The organism is Caulobacter rhizosphaerae, from assembly GCF_010977555.1.
GTDB classification, from domain to species: domain Bacteria; phylum Pseudomonadota; class Alphaproteobacteria; order Caulobacterales; family Caulobacteraceae; genus Caulobacter; species Caulobacter rhizosphaerae.
Genome location: NZ_CP048815.1, coordinates 1,698,550 through 1,725,414 on the forward strand (window position 1 = coordinate 1,698,550; position 26,865 = coordinate 1,725,414).

The window sequence follows — 26,865 nt, forward strand, 5'->3', positions numbered from 1 at the left end:
GGCGTCCGTCCTGAATAGGCGGCTGGCCGTATCAGACCGTCCGCGCCTCGAACCCCTCCAGATAGGCGGCCAGGGCGGGCGGTACAGGCTTCTTTCCGGGATTGTAGAAGGGCGAGAGCACCATCAGCAGTTTGGGGATCATCAGCCGGGCGTAGGTCTTCTTGAAGTGGGCTTCACGAGCTTTGGAGGCCTCTACCTCTTCCGGTGTCATCGTCGCCCGATCCACCGACAGCAGGTAGTCGGCGGCTCGCCGCGAATAGCCGCCCAGATGCCTGAGGGCGAAAAAGAAGCCGTACAGACGGTAGAAATAGCCGGCCACCGGGTTCTTCCTGGCGAACAGGGTCTGGTAGACGTCGAAGGCGACGCTGCGGTGCTCGAACTCCTCGGCCAAGTGCCAGCGCCACAGCTCCGAACCGGGATTGGGCTCGCTGGCCTCGAATTCCGCCAGCTTGCCGTGGAACACCACCTGGGCCATGCCCGAGCCCAGGGCCTCGAAGCCCTCGGCGTAGGCGCAGTTGAACTTCAGGGACTTGTTGGCCAGGAAGTCCTCGTAGGTCGCCTCCAGCTCGGCCTCGAACGCCTTGATGCCGTCATAGCCGGCGGCGTGCAGCTGCCTGTTGAAGGCGTCGTGCTGCTTGCAGTGCTGGGCCTCCTGCTTGATGAACACCACCAGGTCGCGATCCAGCGGCGTGTCCTTCTGGTCCAGGGCTTGGCGGGCCTGGAGCATGATCTTGACCAGGAACGGCTCGACATAGGACGGGATGGTCGAGGCGGCGTTCCGCGCCTGGACGTACTCGATATAGGGCGACCAGTGGGGCGGGGTCTGGGCGTAGTCCCAACGCGGATAGCGAACCTTCATGGCGTGGCTCCTGCCGGTTTCCGGCTCATAGGCTCAGGAAGAATTGTCGAACGTCGTCGGCGAAGGCCGCGGGCTCCTCGAAGGCCGCGAAGTGGCCGCCGGCCGGCATCTGGGTCAGCCGGACCAGGTTCCAGTTGCGGGCCATCGCTCCGCGCGGCGCGGCGGGTAGGAACTCGCCCGGATAGAGGCCGACGCCGGTCGGGACCGTCACCTTCAGGCCGGACAACCGCCCGGCGGCGGCCTCGGCGGCGGTTCCGGCGTACATCCAGATGGAGGACGAGACCGCGTCATTGACCAGATAGGTCATCAGGTTGGTGATCAGCTGTTCCTTGCTAAAGCGGCTCTCGATGTCGCCGCCGGTGTCGGCCCAGCCGTGGAACTTCTCGATCACCCAGGCGGCGAACGCCACCGGGCTGGCCGAGAGGGCCGCGCCGATGGTCTGGGGCTTGGTCATGTGTTCGAACATGTAGGCGGACTCCCGCCGCTGAACCGTCTCATAGGCCGCCCGCCATTCGACCTCGCCCTCGACAGCCTCGCTGGCGGGGACAGGCTGCGGGATGCACAGGTTCAGGTGCAGGCCGGCCACGTGCTTCGGGGCGTCATGGGCAAGCCAGCTGGAAACCGCGCTGCCGAAGTCGCCGCCCTGCAGGAGGAAGCGGTCGTAGCCCAGGTGGTCGACCATCAGGCTGCGCCACATCTCCGACACCCGGCGTGGCCCGATCGGGCTGTTCGGTCGCGAGGAGAAGCCGAAGCCGGGCAGGGAGGGGATCACGAGGTCGAAGCCGTCTTCGGCCCGCCCGCCGAACCGCTCGGGAAAGGCCAGTCGTTCCGCGGCCTGGTCGAATTCCAGAATCGAGCCGGGCCAGCCGTGGGTCATCAGGATCGGGCCGCGTCCGCCCGAGCCCCTGATGTGCTGGAAGCGCACGTCGACGTCGTCGATGCGGACGCTGAACTGCGGAAACCGATTGAGGTGCGTCTCCCAGCGCCGCCAGTCATAGGTGTCGAGCCAGTAGTCGATGAGCTCGCGCAGATAGGCGGCGTCGACGCCGTAGGCCCAGCCCGAGCCCGGCGGCGCATAGGTGATGTCGGCCGCGCGCAACCCGGCGCGAATGTGCTGCAGGCGGGCCTCGGGCACGGCGATTTCGAAGGGCGTCGGGGCATCCATGGTCGCAGCATGACTCCCGGCGCATCATCCCGGAAACGTTCCGGCGCATCCGGGGCGGGCTTATCGCGGAGACGATGCCTTGGGGCGGTTTGGGTGACGGCGACCTCCGGCCGGGCCTAGGCTGGACGCAAGCCGTGGAACAGACGGCGGACAGAGAGGAACGGCCGATGACGCATCCTTTGGACGCTGAGGATCTGATGCGCGCCGCCGAGGACGCGACGGGCCTGGCCGACTGGGGCGGCGAGCTTTTCCGCGAACCGCTCGAAGTCCTGTCCCACGACCTGATCGTGCATGCCGACCTTAACGCCCGCGGGATCGAGCGGGCGCGGCGGCGGCTGGTCGACAACCTGAAGGGCCGTCTCTGTCTGGCCGAGGACCGCAAGCGGTTCCCGGGCGTCGCCGAGGAAACCGTCGTCAAGCCGATCTTCGTCGCCGGCCTGCCGCGCGCCGGCTCGACCTTTTTCCACAACCTCCTGGCCGCGGACCCGGCCAACCGCTCGCCCCGCCTGTGGGAGATCATGTTTCCCTCGCCGCCGCCGCAGGAGGCGACCTACGGGAGCGACGCCCGCATCGAGGCGTGCCGAGCGGCATTGGATTTCGAGGGGTTCCTGTCGCCCGCCATGCAGGGCATCCATCCCTACGGCGCCGAGCGTCCGGAGGAGTGCAACTTCCTCTGGGAGATGTCGCTGCTGACCGTGAACTACCCGGCCTGGTGGAACGTCCCCAACTACGCCAAGCTGCTGTATTCCATAGACATGAAGCCGGTCTACGAGGAGCAGAAGCGGGCGCTGCAGCACCTTCAGCACCGGTTCAAGCGCGACCGCTGGGTGCTCAAGACCCCGGCCCACGACTGGTGGATGCGCGACCTGGTTGAGGTTTTTCCCGACGCGGGCGTGGTGCTGTGCCACCGCGACCCGGCCAAGGTCCTGGCGTCGCTGTCGAGCAATCTGGCGGTCAATTACAGCCTGTTCTCGGACGCCACGCCCGCCGGCTCGTTCGGCATGCTGGAGCGCCAGTCGCAGTCGATGCGACGCGCCGCCCAGGTGCGGGACGAGCATCCCGACCGGTTCTTCGACGCGCACTATCTGGACGTCCAGGCCGATCCGCTCCGCGAGATGGGTCGCTGCTATGCGCGCTTCGGCGTGGCCTTCACGCCCGAGCGCGCGGCGGCGGTCCTGGACTGGATGGCCGCCGATCGCGAGGCCCACGCCAAGGGGCCGCGCCATTCCTATTCGATGGAGGCGTTCGACCTGGACTACGCCAGCATCGACAGCGTCATGGGCGGCTACATCCGCGACTTCAACGTCAGGCTCGAACGCGCCGCCTGAACCGCCCCGACAGGCGGCGCCGGCGGCGACGATTTTGAATGGAACATCGATGATCGACCAGACAGCCCGAGAAGAATGGCGCGCCCACTGGAAGGTGGTGCTCGGCACCTTCATCGCCATGGGCCTGGGCTATGGCGGCTGGTCGTTCACTTCCAGCCAGTTCGTCCAACCCCTGCAAGCGGCCTTTGGTTGGAGCCGGGGGCAGATCGCCCTGGCCTTCCAGGTCGCGTTGTTCGCCGGCCTGGTCGCGCCGCTGTTCGGCCGGCTGATCGACCGTGTCGGAGTGCGGCCTGTGCTGTGCAGCTGCCTGGTCCTGGTTGGCGCCAGCTATCTGCTGATCGCCCATAGCGGCGGCAACTACACCCTGTTCGTCGCGGCCTATGCGTTGCTGGTCTTCGCGGGGATGGGCACGACGGGGGTGGCCTTCACCCGCGCCGTGGCCGGCTGGTTCACCACCTCGCGGGGGACGGCGCTGGCGGTGTCGCGGATCGGCTATTCGCTGGCCGGCGCCTTCATGCCGGTGCTGGCCTATCACGTGATCAAGGCCCACGGCTGGCAAGCCGGCTACTACCTGCTGGCGGCCGTCGCCCTGCTGGTGGCCTTGCCCATCAGCTGGCTGCTGGTGCACGACCGGCGCGAGGCGGTCGAGCTGAACGACAAGGGCAAGCCGATCTCCGTGCTCAATCCGGCCCTGTGGCTGGCCCTGATTTCGGACCGCCGGATCCTGCTGGTCTGCGCCGCCGCGGCGCTGACCTACGGCCCCTGCGTGGGGATCCTCAGCCAACTCCAGCCCATGCTCACCGACAAGGGCCTGCCGGCCGGCGTCGCGGCCCAGTACAGCGCCCTGCTGGCCATATCCGTGGTCGTGGGCACCCTGACGACGGGCTTGCTGGTGGATCGGATCTGGGCGCCGGCGGTCGGTTGCGCCTTCACCCTGCTGCCCGTGGTCGGCATCGCGCTGCTGCTGCCGGGAACCCCGACGCCGGTCATGGCCGGGATCGGCCTGATCCTGATCGGCCTGGCCCAGGGGGCGGAGATCGATGTGATCGCCTTCATCATCGCCCGCTATTTCGGCATGAAGTCCTTCGCCGCGATCTATGGCCTCAGCACCCTGTTCATCGCCGCCTTCGCCGGCCTGGGCGGCATCGCGTTCGGTTTCGCCTTCGACCACTTCAAGTCCTACAACCAGGCCCTGGTCGGCGCCGCGGTCCTGTTCCTGCTGGCCGCCGCCGCCTACCTGTTCCTCGGGCGGTATCCGGCCGAGCCCGGCGTCAGGACCCGCAAGCCCCTCTAGGCCTGGTCGCCGGCCCGCGTCCGGCGGCGGTATTCGCCCGGCGTCAACCCGGTGTGCTTGCGAAACAGGCTCTTGAAGAACCGCGGATCGGAATAGCCGACCAGATAGCCGACCCGGTCCACCTTGCGGGCGGACCGGGCCAGCATGCGCTTGGCCGCCTCCACCCGCAGTCGCTGCAGGTAGTCGATCGGCGTCATGCCCAGACTGGCCATGAACCGGCGCGAGAGCGTCCGCGGATGGATCGCCATCGCCGCCGACAGGTCCGCGATCTGCGGCTTCTGGGCGAAGCGCAGCTGCAGCCAGTGGGCGGCGCGTTTCACCAGTTCGTCCTCGCGCAGCACGGCGGGTGAGAAGGCCAAGGCCGGATCGGGGCCGTCGGGATAGCGATCCACGCCGGTGATCCGCTCGATCCAGGTCGCCACGTCCGGCGACATGATCGCCTCGATGATCCGCACGGCCAGGGCCGGCTCGCCGACATGGGCGCCGGCCAGGAACAGGCCGTCATGGACCTGGACCTTGCGGTCGACGTCGAAGGTGAGGTGCGGATGGAGGCGGGCCATCGGCCGCTCCAGCCACCAGGGCAGGGGAACGACGACTCCCGTCAGCACCCCCGCCCGGGCCAGCACCGCGACGCCGCTGCCGCTCGCCGCCAAGCGGGCGCCCTCGCCATGCGCGGCGGCCAGCCAGTCCGCAATGGCGTGCAGTGGTTCCAGCCGGACGGCCAGCGCCGCGGGCTTGCCGATCGCGAAGGGCGCGACATAGATCAGGTCGTAGGGACCCGAGTGCAGGCCCTCGTCCACCGGCAGCAGCCGCCCGTTTTCGGCCCGCACCGCCTCGCCGGAGGCCGAGACCAGCCGCACGTCGAGGGTCGGCGGCAGGGCCTCGCGCTCGCCGTACTGCTGCTCGGTGTAGCGGTTGGCCAGGCTCAGGCCGTCGACCAGCTCGAACACCGCATTGGCCAGGACCCCGTCGGTGACGACGATGGCGACGCGCGGCACTGGGCTTCCTCCGGCTTGTCCGTTCCAGCGACACGATTGTCCGGATCGCCCCTCTACCGTCGGCGCTGGGAGGATCATCGTCAAAGAAAAATTGGGAGCCCAGGGACATGTCGGTTCGATCGGAACTGGTGGACGCCGCCGTCCACGAAGACGTCTTCGACAGGTCGTATCCCGACCTTGAGGCGCGACAGCTGGAGGCGGCCCGCGAGCTGTTCGCCGAGCGCCGCGAGCAGATCCCCGTCCTGCGCCGCCGCGCCGCCGAGAGCGGCGTCGACGAGATCCGCAGCCTGGACGACCTCGTGCCGCTGCTGTTCGCCCACACGTCCTACAAGTCCTATCCCGCCAGCTTCGTGGAGCAGGGGCGGTGGGACCGGCTGCTGCAGTGGATGCAGACCCTGTCGACCCAGACGGTGACCGATGTCGACGTCGAGGGCGTCACCGACGTCGACGACTGGATGGACCGCCTGCGCGCGGCCGGCCACATGGTGCTGGCCACCAGCGGCTCCAGCGGCAAGGTCTCGTTCCTCAACCACACGCGCGGCGATTCCGCGAACAAGCAGCGCCACTACCGCCGGATGAGCGGCTGGCCCTACGTCAAGGCCGACAACAGCCGGGTGGTGTTCCTGACCAGCCCGTCTAAGGGCCCCAACAGCGCCATCGAGGCGGCGGTGAACTCGGCCGCCGTCTGGGCCCGGCCCGGCGAGGCCCATTTCCTGACCGACGAGCCCCTGCGCCTGGCCGACATCAGCGCCTCGGCCGCCTTGAACAAGCGCATGGCCGAGGGGCTGGCGACCCCCGGCGAGATCGCGGTGGCCAGGGTCCAAGCCCAGGTGCGGGCCGAACGCATGAGCGCGGCGCTGGACGACTTCGTCGAGAAGCTGCTGGCCCACCGCCACGAGCCGATCGTGGTCTCGGCCCTGTGGGCCCAGCACATGGCGATCATCGACCGCGCCAAGGCCCTGGGCGTCGAGGACGGGGGCTTCCACCCCGACAGCCTGGTCAGCGCCGGCGGCGGGCTGAAAGGGGTCTCCCTGCCCGACGACTACAAGGAGCGGGTCGACCGCTTCTACGGCAAGGTCATCCGCAACAACGCCTACGGCATGACCGAAATGGCCCAGACCTGTCCCAAGTGCCAGTGCGGCCGCTATCACCGGCCCCCGGGCCTGATCTGGCTGCTGCTGGACCGTGACGGCGAGCGCCTGCTGACCGCCGACGATGGCGAGGACGGCGTCGTCGAGGGGCGGTTCGCCTTCCTGGACCTGCTCTACGAAGGTCGCTGGGGCGGCCTGATCAGCGGCGACAAGGTGACGATTGATTTCAAGGACTGCCCCTGCGGCCGCGCCGGACCGACCATACTGGACACCATCAGCCGCTACGCCCAGGCCGGAGAGAGCGACCACATCGGCTGCGCCGGCACCATCGACGCCTATATCCGCGGAGCCGTGGCGCCATGAACGCGATCCTTCCGCCGCTCGCCGGGCCTGCCCGGGTCCGCCACGTCATCAAGGGACAGGTCATCGAGGGCGACAGCCTGGAGTATGGCCGCGAGCCCAACCGCTTCACCACGCCGGTTCTGGATGTCGGCGCCCTGGTCTGGCCGCGCCCCACGCCCACCCCCGCCGCCGACGTGCCGGTGGACGAGATCATCGACGTGCTGGTCGCCACCGGCGACGTCCTCAAGCGCGACGCCTCCGGGGTCCTGGCCCAGGCGATGGAGCGCAGCGTCGCCGCCGGCTTCTATCCACGCGACCTGGTCGAGACCTCGTTCGCCCATCTGGGCCACATGTTCAGCCGCGCCTCCATGGAGTTCATGATCGCCCAGGAGATCGGCGGCAAGGACCTGCTGGACGGCTGGCGCGAGGTGACGGCGCCGTCCGGGCGATCGGCGCGGGTGCGGGCCTTTCCCTGCCGGCTGCTGCACGTCATCGCCGGAAATTCGCCGGGCGTCGCGGCCAACACGGTGATCCGCGGGGCGCTGACCAAAGGGGCCCATCTGCTGAAACTGCCGTCGAACGAGCTGTTCAGCGCGCCAGCCATCCTGGCGGCCCTGTCCGAGGCGGCCCCCGGCCATCCCGTCGCCCGATCGTTCTCGGCCGCCTACTGGCGCGGTGGCGACGAGGCGGTCGAAGGGCTGCTGTTCCGTCCGCAATATTTCGACAAGATCGTCGCCTGGGGCGGCGAGAGCACCATCAAGGGCGCCCTGAAATATGTCGGGCCTGGCCTGGAGCTGGTGGCCTTCGACCCCAAGACCTCGATCTCGCTGATCGGCCGCGAGGCCTTTGCTTCGGAGGCGGCGCTGGAGGCGGCGGCCGAGGCCGGGGCCCACGACGCCACGATCATGAACCAGGAGGCCTGCACGGCCAGCCGCTTCCAGTTCATCGAAGGGTCGATCGAGCAGATCGACCGTTATTGCGAGCGCCTGCAGGCCAAGCTGGGTCAGGCCCGGCGTTCCGCCTCGGCCGAACCGCGCCCGATCGCGCGGTCCCTGCGCGACGAGATCGACGGCCTGCGCGACCTGGAAGACTACTACCGCGTCTGGGGCGGCTACGAGGGGCGGGGGCTGGTGATCCGTTCCGACGAGGCGGTCGACTTCTATCCCGAGGGCAAGGTCGTCAACGTCGTCGCCGTGGAGCGATTGGAGGACGCGCTCCGCCACGTCAATGTCGCCACCCAGACGGTCGGGGTCTATCCGCCCCAGCGCAAGGCGGCCCTGCGCGACCTGCTGGCCTCGGCCGGCGCCCAGCGCATCGTCTCGCTCGGCGCGGCCACGCCCGAGGTCGGCCTGCCGCACGACGGCTTCTATCCCCTCCACCGGTTCGTCCGGTGGGTCAACGACGAGGGCTGACGCGGTTCCGCACGCGATCTTCCCCGCAAACGCAGGAAACGACCATGAAACTCTCTCCCCATCTCCCGTTCGGCGCCGATATCTCCGGCGTCGATCTGCGCGATCTCTCCGCGCAGGACGGCAAGGCCCTCGTCGACGCCCTGGCCGAGCACCACGTGCTGCGCGTCCGCGGCCAGGACCTGACCAAGGCGCAATACGACCGCTTCGGCCGCCTGTTCGGCGCGCCGATCGACTTCTTCTTCACCAAGGACCTGGACCCGGACTATCCGGCCCTGATCACCATCTCCAACTCGCCGCAGCACGACATGGGCCGGCGCGACGGCGCCTCGTTCTGGCATACGGACGGCTCGTACGAATACGTGCCCGCCTCCACGACCATGCTCTATGCGATCGAGGCGCCGGACGAGGGCGGGGAAACGCGCTTCACCGACCTGACCGCCGCCTACGAGGCCCTGCCGGACGCGCTGCGCAAGCGGGTCGATGCGCTGGACGCCCTGCACATGCTGGTCGGCGGCAAGCGCGGCCCCGACGAGACGCCGATCAAGCTGGATCCCGACGCGACCGATCGCGACGGCGGGGTGCGGGCCAGGAAACGCGCCGCCGAGCGTCCCCGCCATCCCCTGGTCATCACCCATCCGATCAGCGGAAAGCGCAGCCTCTACGCCGTCGCCGGCACGCCCTACGGCGTGGAGGGACTGGAGCCGGAGGAGGGCGAGGCCCTGCTGGACGCGCTGAAGAGCCACGCGGTGTCGCCGCGCTTCAACATCGCCTTCAAGGCCGAGGTCGGCGACGTGCTGATCTGGGACAATCTGGCGACTCTGCATCGCGCCACGCCGATCGAATATTCCGCGGTCGAGGGCAAGCGCCGTCGCCTGCTGCGGATCAGCACCCAAGGACTGCCGCCGGTCTATGGCCACAAGCCGCCGCTGTTCACCGCGCCGGAAGGGCACGCCTCGATCAAGCTCGCCTGACCGCGAGCGATGGCCTGTGATATCGCCGGGCTGATCGTTTCCGCGCGGCCGTGGTCGTCCGGGGCGGCGGAGGCAGGATGGCGCGTCCCAGCGGAGATCTGACGGTGAGCTTGGTGTTCGACGCCTCGGCGTTCCTGACCCGCGACGGCGCCCCCCGCGAGGGCGCGCCGCTCGGCGCCCTGCTGTCGGCCCAGGCGCGTCTCCAGCCCGACCGGCCCGCCGTGACCCTTGGGGCGCAGACCCTGACCTTCGCCCAGCTCGACGCGGCGGCCAACCGGCGGGCGCGGCGGCTCATCGCCCTGGGGGTCAGGCCCGACGACACGGTGATGATCGCCCTGCCCAACGGCCTGGCCTATTACGAGACGGCGTTCGCGATCTGGAAGGCCGGGGCGTCTCCGGCCCACGTGTCCCACCGGCTGACCGACAGCGAGTTCGCGGCCTTGGTCGAGCTGATGCGACCCCGGCTGGTGATCGGCCGCGGCGAGGACGCGCCTTTCGACGGCTTCGAGGCGCTCGACCCTTCGCCCCTGCCGCCCATGGCCGCGCAGGTGTGGCGGGTGGCGACCAGCGGCGGGTCGACCGGCCGGCCCAAGCTGATCCAGGATCGTCGACCGGCGCGCTGGACCGCCGCCATGGGGCCGATGCGCATGCGGCCGGGCGCGGTGATCCTCAATCCGGCGCCCCTGCATCACAGCGCGCCGTTCGCCCAGATCCTGATGACCATCGCCCAGGGCGGCCATGCCATCGAGATGGCCCGGTTCGACGCCGAGGCCTGGCTGCGTCTCGCCCAGGCCCATGCGGTCACCTACGCCTACCTCGTCCCCACCATGATGCACCGGATCCTGCGCCTGCCCGAAGCGCTGCGGGCGGCGGCGGACCTGAGCGCGCTGGAGACCGTGCTCCACATGGCCGCGCCCTGTCCCGCTTGGCTGAAGCAGGCCTGGATCGACTGGCTGGGGCCGGACGCGATCTGGGAGGTCTATGGCGGCGCCGAGCGGATGGGATCCTGCGTGATCGGCGGCCGTGAGTGGCTCGATCATCCGGGCTCGGTCGGCCGGCCCCGGCCGGACATCGGCATGAGGATCACCGACGACGCGGGCCGTGAGCTTCCCGTCGGCGAGGTCGGCGAGATCTGGTTCCGCACGCCGCCCGAGGAGGGACCGACCTACGCCTATGTCGGGGCGGATCGGCGCGAGCGCGACGGCTGGAACTCGTTCGGCGACCTGGGGCGGGTCGACCAGGACGGCTACCTCTATCTCGCCGATCGGCGGACCGACATGATCCTGTGCGGCGGCGTCAACCTGTACCCCGCCGAGATCGAGGCGGAGATCGAGCGCCATCCGGCCGTGATCTGCGCGGTGGTCGTCGGCCTGCCCGACGAGGACCTGGGGGCTCGGCCCCACGCGATCGTGCAGTCGGACTGGCCGTCGGAACCGTTGGCGAGCGAACTGCGCGCGGCCCTCGCCCTGACCCTTTCGACCAACAAGATTCCGCGCGCCTTCGAGATCACCATCGAGCCGCTGCGCGACGCCGCGGGAAAGGTCCGCCGATCGGCCCTGGCCGAGGCGCGACGCTAGCGCCCGCGCCTGCATAGCGGGCGACACATCGCCATTGCGGTGGATGGCGCTGATGGATTGACACCGCCGGCGTTGCTGATCGCCTTATCCGGCTGGGGGAGGACCGGCCGGCTCCATGGGGTCTGCGGCCTTGTCGAGCACGGCCGCGAAACGGGTCGAGGAGAAGCTATGTACAAGCGGATTGTCCTGGCGTTCGACAGCACAGTCGAAGGACGGGCGGCGCTCCGGGAAGGTGCGCTGCTGGCCAAGGCGTGCGACGCGGAAGTCTTCCTTCTGTCCGTCCTGGTCGAGTCGTCCAGCGTGCTCGTCGCCGAGGGCGTGCTCGTGGGCGCCGCCGAGACCCACCTGGAAAGCTATCAGGCCGTGCTGGACGAGGGGCTGGTGCGCTTGCGGCGGCTGGGCTTTTCGCCGACCGGCAAGCTGGTCCGCGGCGAGCCCGCCACCGAGATCGGAGCCTTCGCGCGGCAGGTCGGCGCCGACCTCGTGGTGGTCGGTCATCGCAAGCGGAACCTGCTGGAACGCTGGTGGTCGGGCGCGACCGGCGCCTACATCGTCGACAACCTGGACTGCAGCCTGCTCGTCGCGCGCCAGGCCATGAGCGACCAGGACTTCGAGGCGAAGCTGGAAAGCCTGGCGTAGCGGTCGGCGAGCGGGGCCGTTGTTCCTGCTCTAGTCGGCGGGAAGACGCGCAAGATAGGCGATGATCGCGCTGCGCTGGTCGTCGAGGGCCGCCAAGGCCTGGACCAGGCGCTCGCGCAAAGCGGATGGCACGGGCTGGTCCTGGGGTAGGAAGTTGGCGATCTCGGAGATGGTCAGGCCCAACTTCTTGAGCTCGACGATGGCGTCCAGCCTGGCCTTGGCGGTCTCGTCGAGCATCCGCATGTTCTTGATCCCGCGTTGACACGCGATCAGGCCCATTTCCTCGTAGAGGCGGATGGCGCGGGGAGACAGGCCCAGATGCTGGCTGACGTCGCCGATGGTCGACATCGTCGAGGGGAGTTGGCGAAGGGACCGGTAGGGATGGGCGCGCGTCGCACCCGCCGGCGGCGACCGGGGGGCGACTTGGCCGCGACCCTGTTGAAGTTCGCGACGACGATGCCGCTCGATCAAGGCCAGGGCGGCCTTGGTTTGCGGTCCGATGATCGTGGGATGATTGTCCATCAGCCGAACTCCACCAGGATCTCATCGGCGGCGACGGGGTCGCCGGGCTTGGCGTTGACGGTCTTGACCAGGCCGTCGCGCTCGGCGCGGATGATGTTCTGCATCTTCATGGCTTCGAGCACGCAGACGACCTCGCCCTCGCGGACCTGCTGGCCGGGGGCGACGTCCATGCTGACCACCAGGCCGGGCATGGGCGAGAGCACCAGCTTGGAGGTGTCGGCGGCCTGCTTTTCGGGCAGCTTGTCGTGCAGTTCGGCGCTGCGGGGCGTCAGGACCAGCACCCGGGCCTTGGCGGCGCGGTGGCGGATCACAAACCCCTCGGCGGCCGGGGCGACCTGGACGGTGAAGGCCTGGCCGTCCAGCTTGCCCCCAAGCACGCCCTTGAACACCGGCTGGCCCGGCCGCCAGTCGACGGTCTCCAGGACCAGGGTCCGGCCTTCGTCGAGCAGCTCGACGCTCAGGCCGGGGGCCTGGTCCGACAGCCGGACCCGGCGCTTGGCGGGTCCGACGGCGACGACCCACTCGTCGCGCACCGGTCCGCTCAGCCCCGCCCGGGTCGAGCGGGCCCGGGCGGCGTAGACCCGCTGCATGGCCGCCCCCACCGCGGTCAGGATGTCGACCTGCTCGGGGGTGGGGTCGACGCCTTTGAAGCCGTCAGCGAACGCGTCCTTGATGTAGTTGGTCGAGATCGTCCCCGAGCGGAACCGCTCCTGGTCCATCACCGCGGCCAGGAACGGGATGTTGTGGGCCGGGCCCTCGATGTGGAAGTCCTCCAGCGCCCGGCCCATGGCGTCGATCGCCGCCAGCCGGGTCGGAGCCCAGGCGCACAGCTTGGAGATCATCGGGTCGTAGTACATCGAGATCTCGTCGCCCTCGCGCACGCCGGCGTCGTTGCGCACGACGGCGCCGGCCGTCCCGGCCTGCGGCCCTTCGGGCGGCGGGGCGTAGCGCACCAGCCGGCCGATGCTGGGCAGGAACTTGCGATAGGGGTCCTCGGCGTAGATCCGGCTCTCGATCGCCCAGCCGTTGATCTTCAGGTCCGGCTGGGCGAAGGCCAGCGGCTCGCCCCAGGCGCTGCGGATCATCTGCTCGACCAGGTCCAGACCCGTGATCAGCTCGGTGACCGGGTGCTCGACCTGCAGGCGGGTGTTCATCTCCAGGAAGTAGAAGCTCTTGTCCTGGCCGGCCACGAACTCCACCGTGCCGGCGCTGTCATAGTTCACCGCCCTGGCCAGGGCCACGGCCTGGGCCCCCATGGCCGCGCGGGTGGCTTCGTCCAGCAGCGGGCTGGGCGCTTCCTCGATGACCTTCTGGTTCCTGCGCTGGATCGAGCATTCGCGCTCGAACAGGTGGACGACATGGCCGTGCTTGTCGCCCAGCACCTGGATCTCGATGTGGCGCGGGCTTTGGATGAACTTCTCGATGAAGATGCGGTCGTCGCCGAACGCCCCGGCCGCTTCAGCCCGCACGGCCGGAAAGCCCTCCTCGACGTCCTGGCGGCTCCAGGCCACGCGGATGCCCTTGCCGCCGCCGCCGGCCGACGCCTTGATCATCACCGGATAGCCGATCTCCTCGGCGATCTTCACCGCGTGGGCGGCGTCGGCGATCTCGCCGATATGGCCGGGCACGCAACTGACCCCGGCGGCCTGGGCGAACTTCTTGCTTTCGATCTTGTCGCCCATGGCCGAGATCGCCCCGGGATTGGGCCCGATGAACACGATCCCCTCGTCGGCGCATCTTTGCGCGAACTCGGCCTTCTCCGACAGGAAGCCGAAGCCCGGATGCACCGCCTGGGCGCCCGTCGCCTTGCAGGCGGCGATGATCTTGTCGGCGACCAGGTAGCTCTGGCCCGCCGGCGAGGGGCCGATATGCACCGCCTCGTCGGCCATCTCCACCGCCAGGCTGTCGGCGTCGGCGTCCGAATAGACCACCACGGTCTTGATCCCCAGCCGCCGGCACGTCTTGATCACCCGCACCGCGATCTCGCCCCGGTTGGCGATCAGGAGTTTGTCGAACATCATCTTTATCCCGCTACGCCGGTGATTTCTGGTTCCAACGCGAAACGCCGCGCCGTGGTCTTGGCCGAAGCCATCGGCCGTAGGTCCAGGTCGTGGAACAGCTTGCTGTCCTCGTCCTGGCCGGGCAGGGGGGTGGTCAGCAGCTTGCCGCCGACGAAGATCGAATTGGCGCCGGCCAGGAAGCACAGGGCCTGCAGCTCGCGGCTCATCTCGTCGCGACCGGCCGACAGGCGGACCATCGACCGCGGGCAGACGATGCGGGCCACGGCGATGGTGCGCACGAACTCGATGGCGTCGATGGCCGTGGTCCCGTCGGCCAGCACCTTGTCGCCCAGGGGCGTGCCGCTGACCGGGACCAGGCCGTTGATCGGCAGGCTGTCGGGATGGCTGGGCAGGGTGGCCAGCTGGTGCAGCAGGCCGGCGCGGTCGCGGCGCGTCTCCCCCATGCCGACGATGCCGCCGCAGCAGGTGCTCATGCCGGCGTCGCGGACATGGGCCAGGGTGTCCAGCCGCTCCTGATAGGTGCGGGTGGTGACCACCTGGCCATAGTATTCGGGGCCGGTGTCGAGGTTGTGGTTGTAGTAGTCCAGGCCCGCGTCCTTCAGCTGGCGGGCCTGGTCGGCGGTCAGCATGCCAAGCGTGGCGCAGGTCTCAAGGCCCAGGGCTTTCACCCCGCCGATCATCGCCGCCAGTTTCGGCAGGTCGCGGTCCTTCAGCTCGCGCCAGGCCGCGCCCATGCAGAAGCGCTGGGCGCCGCCGTCGCGGGCCTGGCGAGCCTTGGCGATCACCGCCTCGGCGTCCATCAGCTTCTCGGCCTTCAGCCCGGTCTTGAAGTGGGCGCTCTGGCTGCAATAGCCGCAGTTCTCCGCGCAGCCGCCGGTCTTGACCGACAGCAGCTGCGACAGCTGCACCTCGGACGGGTCGAACCCGGCCCGGTGCACGCTGGCGGCCTGGAACACCAGCTCCATGAACGGCAGGTCGAACAGGGCCTCGACCTGGTCCAGGGTCCAGTCGTGGCGAGGGGCGGCCATCGATCGGCTAGAGTGGAATGTTGTCATGCTTGCGCCACGGGTTCTGGAGCTGCTTGCCCTTGAGGCTCTTGAGGGCTCGGACGATGCGCTTGCGGGTGCCGTGGGGCATGATGACGTCGTCGATATAGCCGCGGGAGGCGGCCACGAACGGGTTGGCGAAGCGGTCCTTGTACTCGGCCTCGCGGGCGGCCAGGGCGGCGGGGTCCTTGGCCTCCTGGCGGAAGATGATCTCCACCGCCCCCTTGGCGCCCATGACCGCGATCTCGGCGGTGGGCCAAGCGTAGTTGAAGTCGCCGCGCAGGTGCTTGGAGCTCATCACGTCATAGGCCCCGCCATAGGCCTTGCGGGTGATCAGGGTGATCTTGGGCACGGTGGCCTCGGCATAGGCGAACAGCAGCTTGGCGCCGTGCTTGATCAGCCCGCCGTACTCCTGCTTGGTGCCGGGCATGAAGCCGGGCACGTCCACCAGGGTGAGGATGGGGATGTTGAAGGCGTCGCAGAACCGCACGAAGCGGGCGGCCTTCCTGGAGCTGTCGATGTCCAGCACCCCGGCCAGCACCTGCGGCTGGTTGGCCACCACCCCCACCGTCTCGCCGTCCATCCGCGCAAAGCCGCAGACGATGTTCCTGGCCCACTCGCTGGAGATCTCGAAGAAGTCGGCCTCGTCGACGATCTTCAGGATCAGCTCCTTGATGTCGTAGGGCTTGCCCGGGTCGGACGGGATCAGGCTGTCCAGGCTGGGCTCGGCGCGCCAGGGGTCGTCGAAGCTCTGGCGGGCGGGCGCGGTCTCGCGGTTGGACGAAGGCAGGAAGTCGACCAGGCGGCGCACCTGGGTCAGGGCCTCCAGGTCGTTGTCGAACGCCCCCTCGGCCACCCCGGACTTGGCCGCGTGCACCCGCGCCCCGCCCAGCTCCTCGGCCGTGACCACCTCGTTGGTCACCGTCTTGACCACGTCCGGCCCGGTGACGAACATGTAGCTGGTGTCGCGGACCATGAAGATGAAGTCGGTCATGGCCGGCGAATAGACGTCGCCGCCGGCGCAGGGGCCCATGATCACGCTGATCTGCGGGATCACGCCCGAGGCCATCACGTTCTCCAGGAAGATGTCGGCATAGCCGGCCAGGCTGTCGACGCCCTCCTGGATGCGCGCCCCGCCCGCGTCGAACAGGCCGATGATCGGCGCGCCCACCTTCATGGCCTGGCGCTGGACCTTGACGATCTTGGCCGCGTGCGCCCCGCTCAGCGAGCCGCCGAACACCGTGAAGTCCTTGGAGAACACATAGACGACCTTGCCGTTGATCGTGCCCCAGCCGGTGACCACCCCGTCGCCGGGCACCTTCTGCTCGGCCATGCCGAACTCCGTCCCCCGGTGCTCGACGAACATGTCGAACTCCTCGAACGAGCCCTCGTCCAGCAACAGGTCGATCCGCTCGCGCGCCGTCAGCTTGCCCTTGGCGTGCTGGGCCGCCACCCGCCCCTCACCGCCCCCGCCCCGAGCCTGCGCGCGACGGCGATCCAGTTCCTCGAGTATGTGCTGCACGCGGATTGGCTCTTGCAAAAGGAGTGAGAACTTCAAAATCAGCCTATTGTGCTTGTCAGCAAGCAAAACATGGGGAAAATCGAGCTGTCGCGCGACGCTGCGATGGCGAAACTTGTGAAACTGCAAAGTTGTAAAACCATGCGCGACAAGCTGTTCATCGGCCCGAAGGTCCGCCTCCTGCGCCTGGCCAAGGGCTGGAAGCTGGAGCCCTGCGCCGCGCGGCTGGGGGTTTCCGCCAGCTATCTGTCGCAGATCGAGGCCAACCAGCGGCCGGTGACGGCCCGGGTGCTGATCGACGTGATGCGGGTGTTCGAGGTGGACGCCGCGTCGCTGGACGCCGCCGACGACCAGCGGATGATCGCCGACTTGCGCGAGGCCACGGCCGACCCGATCCAGGACGGCGAGACTCCCAGCCTGCACGAGCTGAAGGCGGCCGTGGCCAACACCCCCAACCTCGCCAAGGCCTATCTGGCCCTGCACCACGCCTATCGTCGCCTCGACGAACGGCTGAAGACCACCGAGGAAGCCGTTTCGCTGGACGAGCGCGGGGCGGCCAGCGCCCTGCTGCCCTATGAGGAGGTGCGCGACTTCTTCCATTACAAGAACAACTACATCCACAGCCTGGACATGGCGTCCGAAACCCTGGCGGTCGAGCTGGGCCTGGACGGGCGGGAGGCGGCCGAGACCGTGCTGGAGCGCTGGCTGGGCGACCGGCTGGGCGTCCGCGTGGCGCGTTCGCCCGAGCCGGACCTGCTGCGGCGCTTCGACCCCGCCGCCGGCCTGCTGACCCTGGGCGCGGCCCAGCCCGCGGCCACCCGCTGCTTCCAGATGGCCTATCAGGTCGTCGCCGCCGCGCTGTCCGACACGGTCGAGGCCGAACTGGCCGCGGCCGGATTCCGCAGCGAGGGGGCGGCCAAGGTCTGCCGCACCGCGCTGCTGAACTATGCGGCCGGCGCGCTGCTGCTGCCCTATGAGCGGTTCCGCGACGCCGCCCGGGCGGTCCGGCACGACACCGAACAGCTGAGCTTGCTGTTCCAGGCCAGTCTCGAGCAGGTGTTCCATCGCCTCAGCACCCTGCAACGGCCGGGCGCGAGGGGGGTGCCGTTCTATTTCGTGCGGGTCGACCAGGCGGGCAACATCACCAAGCGCCACAGCGCCACCCGCCTGCAGTTCGCGCGGTTCGGCGGGACCTGCCCGTTATGGAACGTGCATGACGCCTTCGCCCGGCCCGACCATTGGCTGGTGCAACTGGCCCAAATGCCGGACGGCGTGCGCTATGTCAGCATCGCCCGGGGCGTGGTGAAGTCGTCCGGAGACTATCTGCGGCCGGACCGCCGCTACGCGCTGGGCCTGGGCTGCGAGGCGCAATACGCCGACAGCCTGATCTACGCCCAGGGTCTGGACCTGGGCGGGCCTTCCGTGCCGATCGGCGTCAGCTGCCGGATCTGCGAGCGCGACGACTGCGTGCAGCGGGCCTTCCCGCCGGTCGACCGGGTCTTCGACGTGTTCGAGAACGAACGGCGCCTGGCGCCGTTCGAACTGGGGTCGGGGCGCGGCCGGCCGGAATAGCCGGCCTCCGCGCCCCGGATCCTACCGCGATCCCGGCTCGAACCAGGGCGGCGACACCACGAAGTGCAGGCCCAGCGGGTCCGGGGCGCCGGGATAGTAGTCGCTGCTGATGATCTGCGCGCCCGACCGCACCGCGGCCTGCAGGCGACCGAGGTCGTGCTGGCGCGCCTCGCGGGTGTCGGCGTCGCTCCGGGTGCGCACTAGGAAGCCCTGGCCGACCAGGGCCTTGATCCGCGCTTCCTCCGCCCTGGGATCCTGGATGTTGAACACCGCCGCCTCGGGTTCGGCGGCGTCGTAGAGCCCGAACATCATCCGCCCCTCCAGGGACGGATGGCCGTGGCGGTAGAGCTCGGCGATGCGCGGGTTGGAATCCAGCACCAGCAGCACCTTGCCGCGCGAGGCCTCCAGGCTGGGCCAACGCCCCGCGAGCGCCGCCGCTCGAAGGCTGGTGGCGTCGCCGCGCAGGTCGTCGGGCGCGATGACGCCGGCCCGGCCGAACGCCTTGACGGCGTCGGCGTCGATCCCCGCCAGGTCCGCCTCGGTGTAGAGCGGCGGGTCGGGGATGGCCGGGGTGTTGAACGGTTCTTCCTTGGTGTTGACGAAGATCACGATCGGCGCGTGGCCGGGGTGGGCGCGCGACCAGGCGGCGACCTGCGCGAAGCAGTCGGACAGGGCCAGGCAGTGGGTGCGGGCGTCGACGACGGGGGCGTGCAGCACCTTGGCGCCGGGCCGGTCCATGATCGCCCGCTTGGCGGGGTCACCGGCGTAGGGCGCGGCGTAGAGGCCGCCGGCGCTGTCGGCATAGGGGTCGAACTCCAGCTGGCGCAGCCCCAGGTCCAGTTGGGCCGCGATCGGCGGATGGCCGTATTCGACGCCCGCGGAGCGCTCGCCCATCACCTGCCGCTGATGCGCCAGGGCGGCGGGGTCCAGGTCCGGGCGATAGCTGTTGTGCGAGCCCAGCACGTGCATGGCGTTCAGCCGGGGCGCCTCGGCGGCGTGGGCGGCGAGCGGCCCCAGCAGGGCGATCGAGGACAGCAGGGCGGCGGACAGGCGCATGGCGGATCTCGTGAAGGGAAAGGGCCGGCTGGGCGCGCGGGCGCGCCCAGCCGGAAGTTGAAGCGGCCAAGGGGGCGGCCGCCTTCGGGGGAGGGGTTAGAACTTGCCGCGCAGGGTCAGCGAGACCGTGCGGCCCCAGTGATAGATCTCCATCGGCTGGTCCTTGGTCTTGCCGTAGACGTAGCGGATCTCGTCGGTCAGGTTCGAGCCCTCCAGCGTCAGGGCGTAGTTCTGGGTCAGGTCGTACGAGATCGAGCCGTCCAGCGAGCCGTAGGCGTCGATATAGGACTCGGCGGTGGTGGTGCTGCCCGTGCCCGACAGGTAGCGCGAGCGCCAGAACCAGCCCAGGCGGGCGGCCAGCGGGCCCTTCTCGTAGTAGCCGACCAGGTTGTAGCTGGTCTTGGACAGGCCGATCAGGTCGTCCTTGATCTGGCGGTTGCCGGCAAAGTAGCTGGCCTTGCTGTCCACCACGGTCAGCGAGGCCTGGACGCCCAGGCCGTCGAACGGGCCAGGCAGGAAGGCCAGGCTCTGGTTGTAGGCCAGCTCGACCCCGGTCAGCTTGGCGTCGCCGCCGTTGACGCTGGTCGACAGCAGGATGTCGCCGCGGCCGGGAACCTGGATCGTGGTGTTCTGCTGGGTGATGTAGTCGTCCATCTTCTTCCAGAACACCGCGCCGGTCAGGGCGGTGGTCGGGGCCGGATACCATTCCAGCGAGGCGTCCAGCTGGTCGGCCAGGAACGGCTTCAGGGCCGGGTTGCCGCCCGAGGCGTTGGGGGAGTCGCGCGAGACGCTGATCCGCGGGGCGCTGTCGGTGATGTTGGGCCGGTTGATCACCCGCGAGGCGGCGAAGCGGGCGACCAGGGTGTCGGTGAGCTCGGCCTTCAGGTTGAAGCTGGGCAGCCAGTCGCCGTAGTCCTGCGGATAGGACACCGGCGTCAGCACGGGGTTGTTGCTGGCGTCGGTGCTGGTCAGCGTGCCGCTGGCCGCCTGTTCGGTGCGGGCGTAGCGGACGCCGACATTGCCGCTGATCGGCACGACGGCGTCGAACCGGAAGTCGCCGCGCACATAGGCGCTGGTGATCTTCTGGTCGACGACGAACGAGTTGCGGGCGTCCGCGGCCGAGACCGGCTGGGCGGCGACGGCCGGGGTGAACAGGCTGTTGTAGAAGGCCGTGGTGGTCGGGGTGAGCCAGTTGCGCGGCGTATTGCCGTCGAAGCCCGACAGGAAGTTCTTGTAGGGCAGGGGTTCGTAGAAGGCCGGGCCCAGCGTGCTGACCGGCACGTTCAGGTCGTTGTTGAGCACCCAGTCGCGCCGGCGATAATCGCGCTTCATCTCGTGGCGCTCGGCCCCGAAGGCGATCTTGCTGAACCAGCCGTCGAAGGTGCGTCCGCCGTCCAGGCGGATGGTCTCGTCGGTGTCGCGCGAGTCCTTCCAGGTGTAGTCGAAGGCCTGGCCGACGAAGTTGGCCGGGTTGGTGTAGTCGACCGTGGTGGTCAGCTGCGGGATCGACTTGTAGCCGCGCGAGAAGTCGTAGGTCAGCGGTCCGAAGAACGCCAGGCGGTTGCGCTTGGTGGCCTGGCCGTCCGGATGGTAGCTGCGGGCCCGCGAGAAGGCGTACTCGGCGTTGAAGCTCCAGGCGCCGGGCGTCCAGGCCTGCTTGAGGCCGACGGCGGTCAGGTCGTGGCGGTTGAGGCTGGTCTCGCGCGAGGCCATCCAGCGCACGTTGTCGATCGTGCCGCCCACCACGGTGTCGCCGACCACCTTTTGGCTGCCGACCACGAAGGCGGGCGTGCGGAAGGTGGTGTCGTCCGGATAGATGTCGAGGCCGAACTCGTCGTAATCGACGTCCAGGCGGGTCACCAGCACGTCGACGTCGGTCTGGAAGTCGCCGTTCGGCCGCCACTGGCCGGTCACCGCGCCGGAATAGAGCTTGCGATGCTCGGTCTCGATGGTCGGACGGGTGCGTGACGGCGTGTAGAGGCCGCCGCCCAGCGCCGATTTGAACTTATCGAGGTTCCAGCCCACCTGGTACAGGCGGTCGTTGCGCACGTGGCGCTCGTCGTACAGGCCCGAGGCCAGCAGGCCCAGGGTGTTGTCGGCGCTGGTCCAGGAGAACAGGCCCGAGGCCGAGGGATCGGCCTTCTTGCGCACGTCGCCATAGGTCTCGCGGATCGAGAAGGCGGCCTTCTGGCCCACGTCCAGCGGCTTGAAGGTCTTGATGTTGATGTTGCCGCCCAGGGCGCCTTCGTCCATGTCGGCGGTCGGAGTCTTCACGACCTCGATCTGCGAGATCAGCTCGGACGGCAGCACCTCGAAGCGGAACTGGCGTCCCTTGGCGCCGCCGTTCTCGATCAGTTCGTTGACCGCGATCGAGCGGCCGTTCAACTCGACATACTGGAACTGCGGGCCCAGGCCCCGGACGCTGACATAGAGCCCGGCGCCGCGCTGGCGGTCGATGGTCACGCCGGTGACCAGTTGCAGGGCCTCGGCGGCGTTGCGGGTGGGGAATTTGCCGATGTCCTCGGCGTTGACGGCGTCCACGCCATAGGCGGCCGAGCGCTTCAGGGCGGCGGCGGCTTGCAGGCTCTTGCCGTAGGAGGTGACCACGATCTCGTCGACGGCGTCGGCCGGCGCGGCGGGCGTGGGCGAGGCGGCGGGCTCGGCGGCCTGGGCCTGGCCGGAAGCCAGGGCGGCCGAGGCCAGGAGGGCGGCGGCGCCGGCGCGGCGCGCCGACGGGTTCTTGGAACGGATCATCTTTTCCCCCGATGGGCTGAGACCCGCGGGGAGGCGCGGATCGAGGGAGAAGAACGAAAGCGCGGGCGTTCGCCCTCAGTCGCTGGTCGGTGAAATATTTGCGACAGCCTGTTGAAAAGACCTGACTTTTATCCGCTCAAGGACGAGTTCCGTTCACGGCGGTGAGGGTCAGGTCGCCGTTGGCCGCCAGATGGGTGGTCACCGGCAGGCTGGCCTCCAGAACCGACCGCACCTCGTCGATCCGGCCGACCTTCATCGATCCGGAAAGCCGCAGAGAGCCCAGCGCGGGATCGCCGATGATGAAGCGCCGGCCCGCCGCGCGCGACAGGCGCTCGGCCGCCTCGACCAGGCTGGTGTCGGCGAACACCAGCCGGCCGTCCTTCCACGCGACGTCGTTGGCGACATCGGCCCGTTCCACGCGACCTCCGCCCTGGGTCGCCACATAGCGTTCGCCGGGCGCGAGCAACACGCCGGGCGCGCCGGGCGCGCTGACACGCAGCGATCCCTGCACCAGCGATACGATCAATCGCCGTCCCCCCGCGACGTTGAAGCGCGTGCCCAGCACCGTCAGCGTCCGGCCGGACGCGGCCACCGTGAACGGACGGCGAGCGTCGTGACTGACCTCGAAGAAGGCGTCGCCATCGACCAGGGTCAGCGCCCGCTCGCGGCGCGAAAGCCTGGCCGTCAGCACGCCGCCCGGGCTCAACGTGACATGGCTGCCGTCGGCCAGGGCCAGATGGACCGTCGCATGGTCGGGTGCGACAAAGGTTTCGGTTCGGGCGGCGTCCAGCAGCAAGACCCCGGCGACAAGACCAGCCGCGGCCACGCCAAGTCCGCCGACCAGCCACCGGCGGGAGCCCATCGCGTCGGACCGCCGCTCGGGTCGGTCGAGGCGAGCGGCCAGGCGCGCCGAGCGTCGCAACTGGCGGACCACCGGATCGTCGGCGGCCAGTCCGGCGGCCAGCCAGATCTCACGGGTCTGGGCGACTTCCTCGCGCGCGGCGACCGAGCTGGCCGCCCAGGCGTCGAGACTGAACTGCTCAGCCTCCGTCAGGGCGCGCGACAGGCTGGCGGCGAGCAGTTGGCGCGGATCGGGGCCGGGCGCCGGATTGGCCTTGTCGTCAGGCGTCATGCTGGGATCCGAGCGCTTGGCGCAGCCGCGCCATGGCCGTCATCATGTGCTTTTCCACCGCGCTCACCGACAGCCCCAGTCGGGCGGCGGCCTCGGCCTGGCTGAGGTTCTCGAAACGGCAGAGGACGAACACGGCCTTGACGTTGGGGTGGAGCGTATCGAGGGCCGCGACCAGGGTCCGCAGGCGTTCGCGCCCGCTGACCGCCGCCTCGGCCGAGGGTTCCTCGGCGGGAAGGGCAGGATCGACCTCGACGTGATGACCCCGACGCCGCGACCGCTCGTGGCGCTCGTGGTCGACCAGGGCGTTGGCGGCGACCGTGAAGATCAGGCCGTCCGGATTGCCCCAGTGCAGGCGGGAGAACCGCCGCGACAAGCGCATGAAAACCTCCTGGGTCAGGTCCTCGGCGTCCTCGACGCCGACGGCGCGGCGTTGGAAGAAGCTCAGCAGCGGGCGGCGATAGCGCGAGACAAGTGCGTCGAAGCCGGGCGCGCCCAGCGGCGAGGGAACTGGGTCCGGCGAGGCGCCCTTCAAGGCGCCTTCGGCTGTTGGCGTGGGGAAGGTCAGAACGCCCATCTGAGCCTCGCGGACAGGTATCGGCCCCAGTGGTGGGTCTCCATCGGCTGGTCTCGAGTCTCGCCGTAGATGTACTTGCGCGCGTCCGTCAGGTTGACCCCCTCCAGGCTCAGCGTCATCCGGCGATCGATCCGCCATGACGCCGCGCCGTCCAGCGACCCGAAGGCTTCGGTATGGGAGGGCGCGGTGATCGAGCTGCCGATCGTCGTCAGGTAGGGGCCGCGCCAAACGTAGCCCAGTCGCACGGATGCGCGGCCGCGCTCATAGAAAACCAGCAGGCTGTAGTTGGTGCGCGACAGGCCCAGCAAGGCGTTGCGGATGACCCGGTCGCCGGCGAAATAGCTGGCCTGGCTGCGCACCAGAGTCAGCGAACCCTGCACGCCCAGGCCGTCGAGCGGGGCGGGCAGGGACCTGAACGTCTGGCTGTAGGCGGCCTCGACCCCCTGAATCCGCGCGTCGCCGCCATTGACGTTGGTCGACAGCAGCACCTCGCCGCGCCCGGGAACCTGGATGAAGGTGTTCTGGGCGGTGATGTAGTTGTCCAGCCGACGGTCGAAGACCGCGCCGGTCAGGGCCCCGCCGGACGTCAGATACCACTCCAGCGAAACGTCCAGCTGGGTGGCCAGGAACGGGTCCAGGTCGGGATTGCCGCCGTTGGCCGTGGGCGTGTCGCGGGCCAGGGTGATGCGCGGGGCGTTGTCGACGACATTGGGCCGGTTGACCACCCGCGACGCACCCAGGCGCAGCAGCAGGTCGGGGCGGAGCGTCACGCGCAGGTTGGCGCTGGGCAGCCAGTCACCATAGGTCTTGCGCCATTGGGCGGGGATCGGGTCGGCCCCGCTGGACAGTACGCCCTGGGACACCTGGTCGGTCCGGGCGTAGCGCACGCCCAGGTCGCCATCGACGGCGCGCCCGAACCACAGGCCCGAGAAATCGGCGCGCACGTAGGCCGAGCGGATCTTCTCCTCGACCACGAAGGAGTTGCGCAGGTCCGATATCGAGGGCGGCCGCGCGGCGATCTCGGCCGTGAAGAGCCGCTCGTAGAAGGCGCGCGCGTCGGGCGCCACCCAATGGCGCGGGAGATCGCCGGTGGTCCCGGCCAGGAAGTCCGAGACCGGGGTCAGGGCATGGAACCGGTCTCCCAGGGCGGTCAGGGGCGCGCCGACCACGGTGTCCAGGATCCAGTCGCGGCGGCGATAGTCGCGCACCCGGCGGCGTTGCTCGACCCCCGCGCTGAGCTTGACCAAGGGGGCGTCGAAGACCCGCGAGGCGTCGAGTTTCAGCGCCTCGTCGGTGTCGCGCGAGTCCTTCCAGGTGTAGTCGAAGGCCTGACCGACAAAGCGATTGGGATCGGCGTAGTCCACCGGCGTGGTCAAGGTCGGACCCGCCTCTCGGCCGCGACCGAAGTCGAAGCTCAGCGGCGCGAAAAACGCCGCCCGGGCGCGCACCGTGCCTCGACCGTCGGGATGATAGCTGCGCGCCCGGGAATAGGCGTAGTCGGCCTCCAGGGACCAGGAGCCCTGGCTCCAGTGCTGGTGGGCGCCCAGGGCGACCAGGTCGTGCCGGTTCAGGCTGGTCTCGCGCGAGGCCATCCATCGGACATTGTCGATGGTCCCGGCCTGCACCATGTGGCCGACCACCACCTGGGTTCCCGGGACGAACCGGGGCGCCGAAAGGGTGGAATCGTCGGGGTAGATGTCGAGGCCGAACTCGTCATAACGCGCGTCCAGCCGGGTCAGCAGCAGGTCCAGGTCGGTCCGCCAGGCGGCGGACGGTCGCCATTGCAGCGCGAAATCACCCGACGCCAGGCGGCGGTCCTCCAGCTCGATGGTCGGCCGGGTGCGCGTGGGCGTATAGAGTCCCGGCCCCAGCACCGCCGGGAAGCGGTCGAGGTTCCAGCCTGTCTGGTAGAGGCGGTCATTGCGGATATGACGGCGGTCGGCCACGCCCGTGGCCAGCAGGCCGAGACTGCCGCTTTCGTTGGTCCAGCTCCAGACGCCCGAGGCGGCGGGGTCGACCTTGCCGCTCTGGCCCACCGAGCCGCGGACCGAAACCGCCGCGCGGCGCGACTGCTCGAGCGGCTTGAACGTGCGCACGTCGATATTGCCGCCCAGCGGGCCCTCGTCCATGTCCGCGGTGGTGGTCTTGGCCACCTCGATGGTCTCGATGGCGTCGGCCGGCAGCATCTCGAAGCGAAACTGTCGGCCGCGAAATCCACCATTTTCGACCAGATCGTTCATCGCCACGGACCGGCCGTTCAGCAGCACGTTCTGAAACTGCGGGCCCAGGCCCCGGACGCTGACATAGAGCCCGATCCCACGATGACGCTCCAGGCTGACCCCGGGCGCCAGTTGCAAGGCCTCGGCCGCGTTGACGGCGGGGAGGCGGGCGATGTCCTCGGCGCTGACGGCGTCCAGCCCGTAGGCCGCGCGACGCTTGAGCGCGAGGGCGCGGCCAAGACTGGCGGCGTAAGAAGCGGTGACGACGACCGCCTCCAGCGGCGCGACTTCGTCGTCTCCCGGGCCGGATGAGGGAAGGGCGGTTCGCGCCGGGACCGTCTCCAGCGAATAGAGGGCGGGTCCCAGCTTGCGCACGACCAGGCCTTGGCCGCCGACCAGCGCCGCAAGGGTTTCGTCGAGGCCAGCTCCGCGCCGGACCCGGCCGGCCATACGGCCTTCGACCAGGCGAGTCTGGAAGATGATCTGCACGTCCCGTTCGATCGCAAGTTGGGTCAGGGCTGGACCGAGATCACGTCGAGTCTGCGCATGGGCCGGCGACGCCAGCGTCGCCGCAGCGGTCGCCGTGATCGTGAACAGCACGGTCCGACAATCGATTTTGCGTGGCATGCTGCGCGCGAGGATTTCCAGTTTCGCCGACGCGAACCGATCCTGGCGTGAGTAGTTGGCTTAAGTGACGACTTGACGACAGCGCGCCCTCTGCGGAGAGGACCAAGCGCCGTCGTTTCCCCGTCCTGGATCGATCTGCGCCCGGCA

20 protein-coding genes are annotated in these 26,865 nt (G+C 69.3%); 8 read left to right on the forward strand and 12 right to left on the reverse strand.

What is annotated here, in order from left to right:
• Window positions 1-31: 31 nt before the first annotated feature.
• Window positions 32-859 carry a metal-dependent hydrolase gene (locus tag G3M57_RS08120; protein WP_056755057.1) on the reverse strand — a complete coding sequence of 276 codons (828 nt, stop codon included), beginning with the start codon at window positions 857-859 and terminating at the stop codon, window positions 32-34.
• Window positions 860-884: 25 nt separating this feature from the next.
• Window positions 885-2,024 carry an epoxide hydrolase family protein gene (locus tag G3M57_RS08125; protein ID WP_163229911.1) on the reverse strand — a complete coding sequence of 380 codons (1,140 nt, stop codon included), beginning with the start codon at window positions 2,022-2,024 and terminating at the stop codon, window positions 885-887.
• Between the two features lie 167 nt (window positions 2,025-2,191).
• Here G3M57_RS08125 and G3M57_RS08130 point away from each other — a divergent pair, with 167 nt between their 5' ends.
• Both G3M57_RS08130 and G3M57_RS08135 read left to right on the forward strand, forming a co-directional pair.
• Window positions 2,192-3,352 carry a sulfotransferase family protein gene (locus G3M57_RS08130; protein WP_163229913.1) on the forward strand — a complete coding sequence of 387 codons (1,161 nt, stop codon included), beginning with the start codon at window positions 2,192-2,194 and terminating at the stop codon, window positions 3,350-3,352.
• Between the two features lie 49 nt (window positions 3,353-3,401).
• Window positions 3,402-4,646 carry an MFS transporter gene (locus G3M57_RS08135; RefSeq protein WP_163229915.1) on the forward strand — a complete coding sequence of 415 codons (1,245 nt, stop codon included), beginning with the start codon at window positions 3,402-3,404 and terminating at the stop codon, window positions 4,644-4,646.
• On the opposite strand, the gene G3M57_RS08140 is transcribed toward G3M57_RS08135, so the two are convergent.
• Window positions 4,643-5,644, reverse strand: a complete 1,002-nt coding sequence (locus tag G3M57_RS08140) for a GlxA family transcriptional regulator (protein WP_056755046.1) — start codon at window positions 5,642-5,644, stop codon at window positions 4,643-4,645. The genes G3M57_RS08135 and G3M57_RS08140 overlap by 4 nt on opposite strands.
• Window positions 5,645-5,751: 107 nt before the next feature.
• Here G3M57_RS08140 and G3M57_RS08145 point away from each other — a divergent pair, with 107 nt between their 5' ends.
• From G3M57_RS08145 to G3M57_RS08165, 5 genes are all read left to right on the forward strand, one after another.
• Complete coding sequence (locus tag G3M57_RS08145; RefSeq protein WP_056755043.1) at window positions 5,752-7,098, forward strand: hypothetical protein; 1,347 nt, start codon at window positions 5,752-5,754, stop codon at window positions 7,096-7,098.
• On the forward strand, window positions 7,095-8,489 hold the full coding sequence (locus G3M57_RS08150; RefSeq protein WP_163229917.1) for an acyl-CoA reductase: 1,395 nt from the start codon (window positions 7,095-7,097) through the stop codon (window positions 8,487-8,489). The genes G3M57_RS08145 and G3M57_RS08150 overlap by 4 nt, the downstream gene beginning before the upstream one ends.
• A 44-nt stretch (window positions 8,490-8,533) precedes the next feature.
• Complete coding sequence (locus G3M57_RS08155) at window positions 8,534-9,460, forward strand: TauD/TfdA dioxygenase family protein (protein ID WP_163229919.1); 927 nt, start codon at window positions 8,534-8,536, stop codon at window positions 9,458-9,460.
• Between the two features lie 77 nt (window positions 9,461-9,537).
• A complete protein-coding gene (locus tag G3M57_RS08160) occupies window positions 9,538-11,037 on the forward strand; it encodes an AMP-binding protein (RefSeq protein WP_163229921.1) in 1,500 nt (499 codons plus the stop codon).
• Between the two features lie 168 nt (window positions 11,038-11,205).
• Window positions 11,206-11,676, forward strand: a complete 471-nt coding sequence (locus G3M57_RS08165; protein ID WP_056755037.1) for a universal stress protein — start codon at window positions 11,206-11,208, stop codon at window positions 11,674-11,676.
• Window positions 11,677-11,706: 30 nt separating this feature from the next.
• On the opposite strand, the gene G3M57_RS08170 is transcribed toward G3M57_RS08165, so the two are convergent.
• The 4 genes from G3M57_RS08170 to G3M57_RS08185 are packed head-to-tail and all read right to left on the reverse strand — an operon-like array spanning window position 11,707 to window position 16,787.
• Window positions 11,707-12,198 (reverse strand): MerR family transcriptional regulator, encoded by a 492-nt coding sequence (locus G3M57_RS08170; RefSeq protein ID WP_163229923.1) that lies wholly within the window; start codon window positions 12,196-12,198, stop codon window positions 11,707-11,709.
• Complete coding sequence (locus tag G3M57_RS08175; RefSeq protein ID WP_163229925.1) at window positions 12,198-14,216, reverse strand: acetyl-CoA carboxylase biotin carboxylase subunit; 2,019 nt, start codon at window positions 14,214-14,216, stop codon at window positions 12,198-12,200. The genes G3M57_RS08170 and G3M57_RS08175 overlap by 1 nt, the downstream gene beginning before the upstream one ends.
• A gap of 5 nt (window positions 14,217-14,221) precedes the next feature.
• Window positions 14,222-15,274 (reverse strand): biotin synthase BioB, encoded by a 1,053-nt coding sequence (gene bioB / locus G3M57_RS08180; protein WP_425278111.1) that lies wholly within the window; start codon window positions 15,272-15,274, stop codon window positions 14,222-14,224.
• Window positions 15,255-16,787, reverse strand: coding sequence for an acyl-CoA carboxylase subunit beta (locus tag G3M57_RS08185; protein ID WP_163229929.1), 1,533 nt, complete (start codon window positions 16,785-16,787; stop codon window positions 15,255-15,257). Before G3M57_RS08185 ends, bioB begins: the two co-directional genes overlap by 20 nt.
• A gap of 138 nt (window positions 16,788-16,925) precedes the next feature.
• On the opposite strand from G3M57_RS08185, the gene G3M57_RS08190 reads away from it, so the two are divergent.
• Entirely contained in the window at window positions 16,926-18,356 is a 1,431-nt protein-coding gene (locus G3M57_RS08190) for a helix-turn-helix domain-containing protein (RefSeq protein ID WP_163229931.1), read from the forward strand.
• 21 nt (window positions 18,357-18,377) lie between these two features.
• Here the strand turns inward: G3M57_RS08190 and G3M57_RS08195 are convergent, their stop codons facing one another.
• From G3M57_RS08195 to G3M57_RS08215, 5 genes are all read right to left on the reverse strand, one after another.
• Window positions 18,378-19,412 carry a phosphatidylinositol-specific phospholipase C domain-containing protein gene (locus tag G3M57_RS08195; RefSeq protein WP_163229933.1) on the reverse strand — a complete coding sequence of 345 codons (1,035 nt, stop codon included), beginning with the start codon at window positions 19,410-19,412 and terminating at the stop codon, window positions 18,378-18,380.
• A 96-nt stretch (window positions 19,413-19,508) separates the two neighbouring features.
• Window positions 19,509-22,166 carry a TonB-dependent receptor gene (locus G3M57_RS08200; RefSeq protein WP_056760758.1) on the reverse strand — a complete coding sequence of 886 codons (2,658 nt, stop codon included), beginning with the start codon at window positions 22,164-22,166 and terminating at the stop codon, window positions 19,509-19,511.
• Window positions 22,167-22,302: 136 nt separating this feature from the next.
• On the reverse strand, window positions 22,303-23,298 hold the full coding sequence (locus G3M57_RS08205; protein WP_163229935.1) for a FecR family protein: 996 nt from the start codon (window positions 23,296-23,298) through the stop codon (window positions 22,303-22,305).
• Complete coding sequence (locus G3M57_RS08210; RefSeq protein WP_056760765.1) at window positions 23,288-23,872, reverse strand: RNA polymerase sigma factor; 585 nt, start codon at window positions 23,870-23,872, stop codon at window positions 23,288-23,290. The genes G3M57_RS08205 and G3M57_RS08210 overlap by 11 nt, the downstream gene beginning before the upstream one ends.
• Complete coding sequence (locus G3M57_RS08215; RefSeq protein ID WP_163229937.1) at window positions 23,860-26,718, reverse strand: TonB-dependent receptor; 2,859 nt, start codon at window positions 26,716-26,718, stop codon at window positions 23,860-23,862. The genes G3M57_RS08210 and G3M57_RS08215 overlap by 13 nt, the downstream gene beginning before the upstream one ends.
• Window positions 26,719-26,865 lie beyond the last annotated feature (147 nt).

Coding starts and splice junctions, on each gene's coding strand:
- G3M57_RS08160 (WP_163229921.1), top strand. CDS start 9,538: ATGGCGCGTCCCAGCGGAGATCTGACGGTGAGCTTGGTGTTCGACGCC.
- G3M57_RS08165 (WP_056755037.1), top strand. CDS start 11,206: ATGTACAAGCGGATTGTCCTGGCGTTCGACAGCACAGTCGAAGGACGG.
- G3M57_RS08130 (WP_163229913.1), top strand. CDS start 2,192: ATGACGCATCCTTTGGACGCTGAGGATCTGATGCGCGCCGCCGAGGAC.
- G3M57_RS08170 (WP_163229923.1), bottom strand. CDS start 12,198: ATGGACAATCATCCCACGATCATCGGACCGCAAACCAAGGCCGCCCTG.
- G3M57_RS08150 (WP_163229917.1), top strand. CDS start 7,095: ATGAACGCGATCCTTCCGCCGCTCGCCGGGCCTGCCCGGGTCCGCCAC.
- G3M57_RS08125 (WP_163229911.1), bottom strand. CDS start 2,024: ATGGATGCCCCGACGCCCTTCGAAATCGCCGTGCCCGAGGCCCGCCTG.
- G3M57_RS08145 (WP_056755043.1), top strand. CDS start 5,752: ATGTCGGTTCGATCGGAACTGGTGGACGCCGCCGTCCACGAAGACGTC.
- G3M57_RS08200 (WP_056760758.1), bottom strand. CDS start 22,166: ATGATCCGTTCCAAGAACCCGTCGGCGCGCCGCGCCGGCGCCGCCGCC.
- bioB (WP_425278111.1), bottom strand. CDS start 15,274: ATGACAACATTCCACTCTAGCCGATCGATGGCCGCCCCTCGCCACGAC.
- G3M57_RS08120 (WP_056755057.1), bottom strand. CDS start 859: ATGAAGGTTCGCTATCCGCGTTGGGACTACGCCCAGACCCCGCCCCAC.
- G3M57_RS08175 (WP_163229925.1), bottom strand. CDS start 14,216: ATGTTCGACAAACTCCTGATCGCCAACCGGGGCGAGATCGCGGTGCGG.
- G3M57_RS08215 (WP_163229937.1), bottom strand. CDS start 26,718: ATGCCACGCAAAATCGATTGTCGGACCGTGCTGTTCACGATCACGGCG.
- G3M57_RS08195 (WP_163229933.1), bottom strand. CDS start 19,412: ATGCGCCTGTCCGCCGCCCTGCTGTCCTCGATCGCCCTGCTGGGGCCG.
- G3M57_RS08205 (WP_163229935.1), bottom strand. CDS start 23,298: ATGACGCCTGACGACAAGGCCAATCCGGCGCCCGGCCCCGATCCGCGC.
- G3M57_RS08190 (WP_163229931.1), top strand. CDS start 16,926: ATGCGCGACAAGCTGTTCATCGGCCCGAAGGTCCGCCTCCTGCGCCTG.
- G3M57_RS08135 (WP_163229915.1), top strand. CDS start 3,402: ATGATCGACCAGACAGCCCGAGAAGAATGGCGCGCCCACTGGAAGGTG.
- G3M57_RS08155 (WP_163229919.1), top strand. CDS start 8,534: ATGAAACTCTCTCCCCATCTCCCGTTCGGCGCCGATATCTCCGGCGTC.
- G3M57_RS08210 (WP_056760765.1), bottom strand. CDS start 23,872: ATGGGCGTTCTGACCTTCCCCACGCCAACAGCCGAAGGCGCCTTGAAG.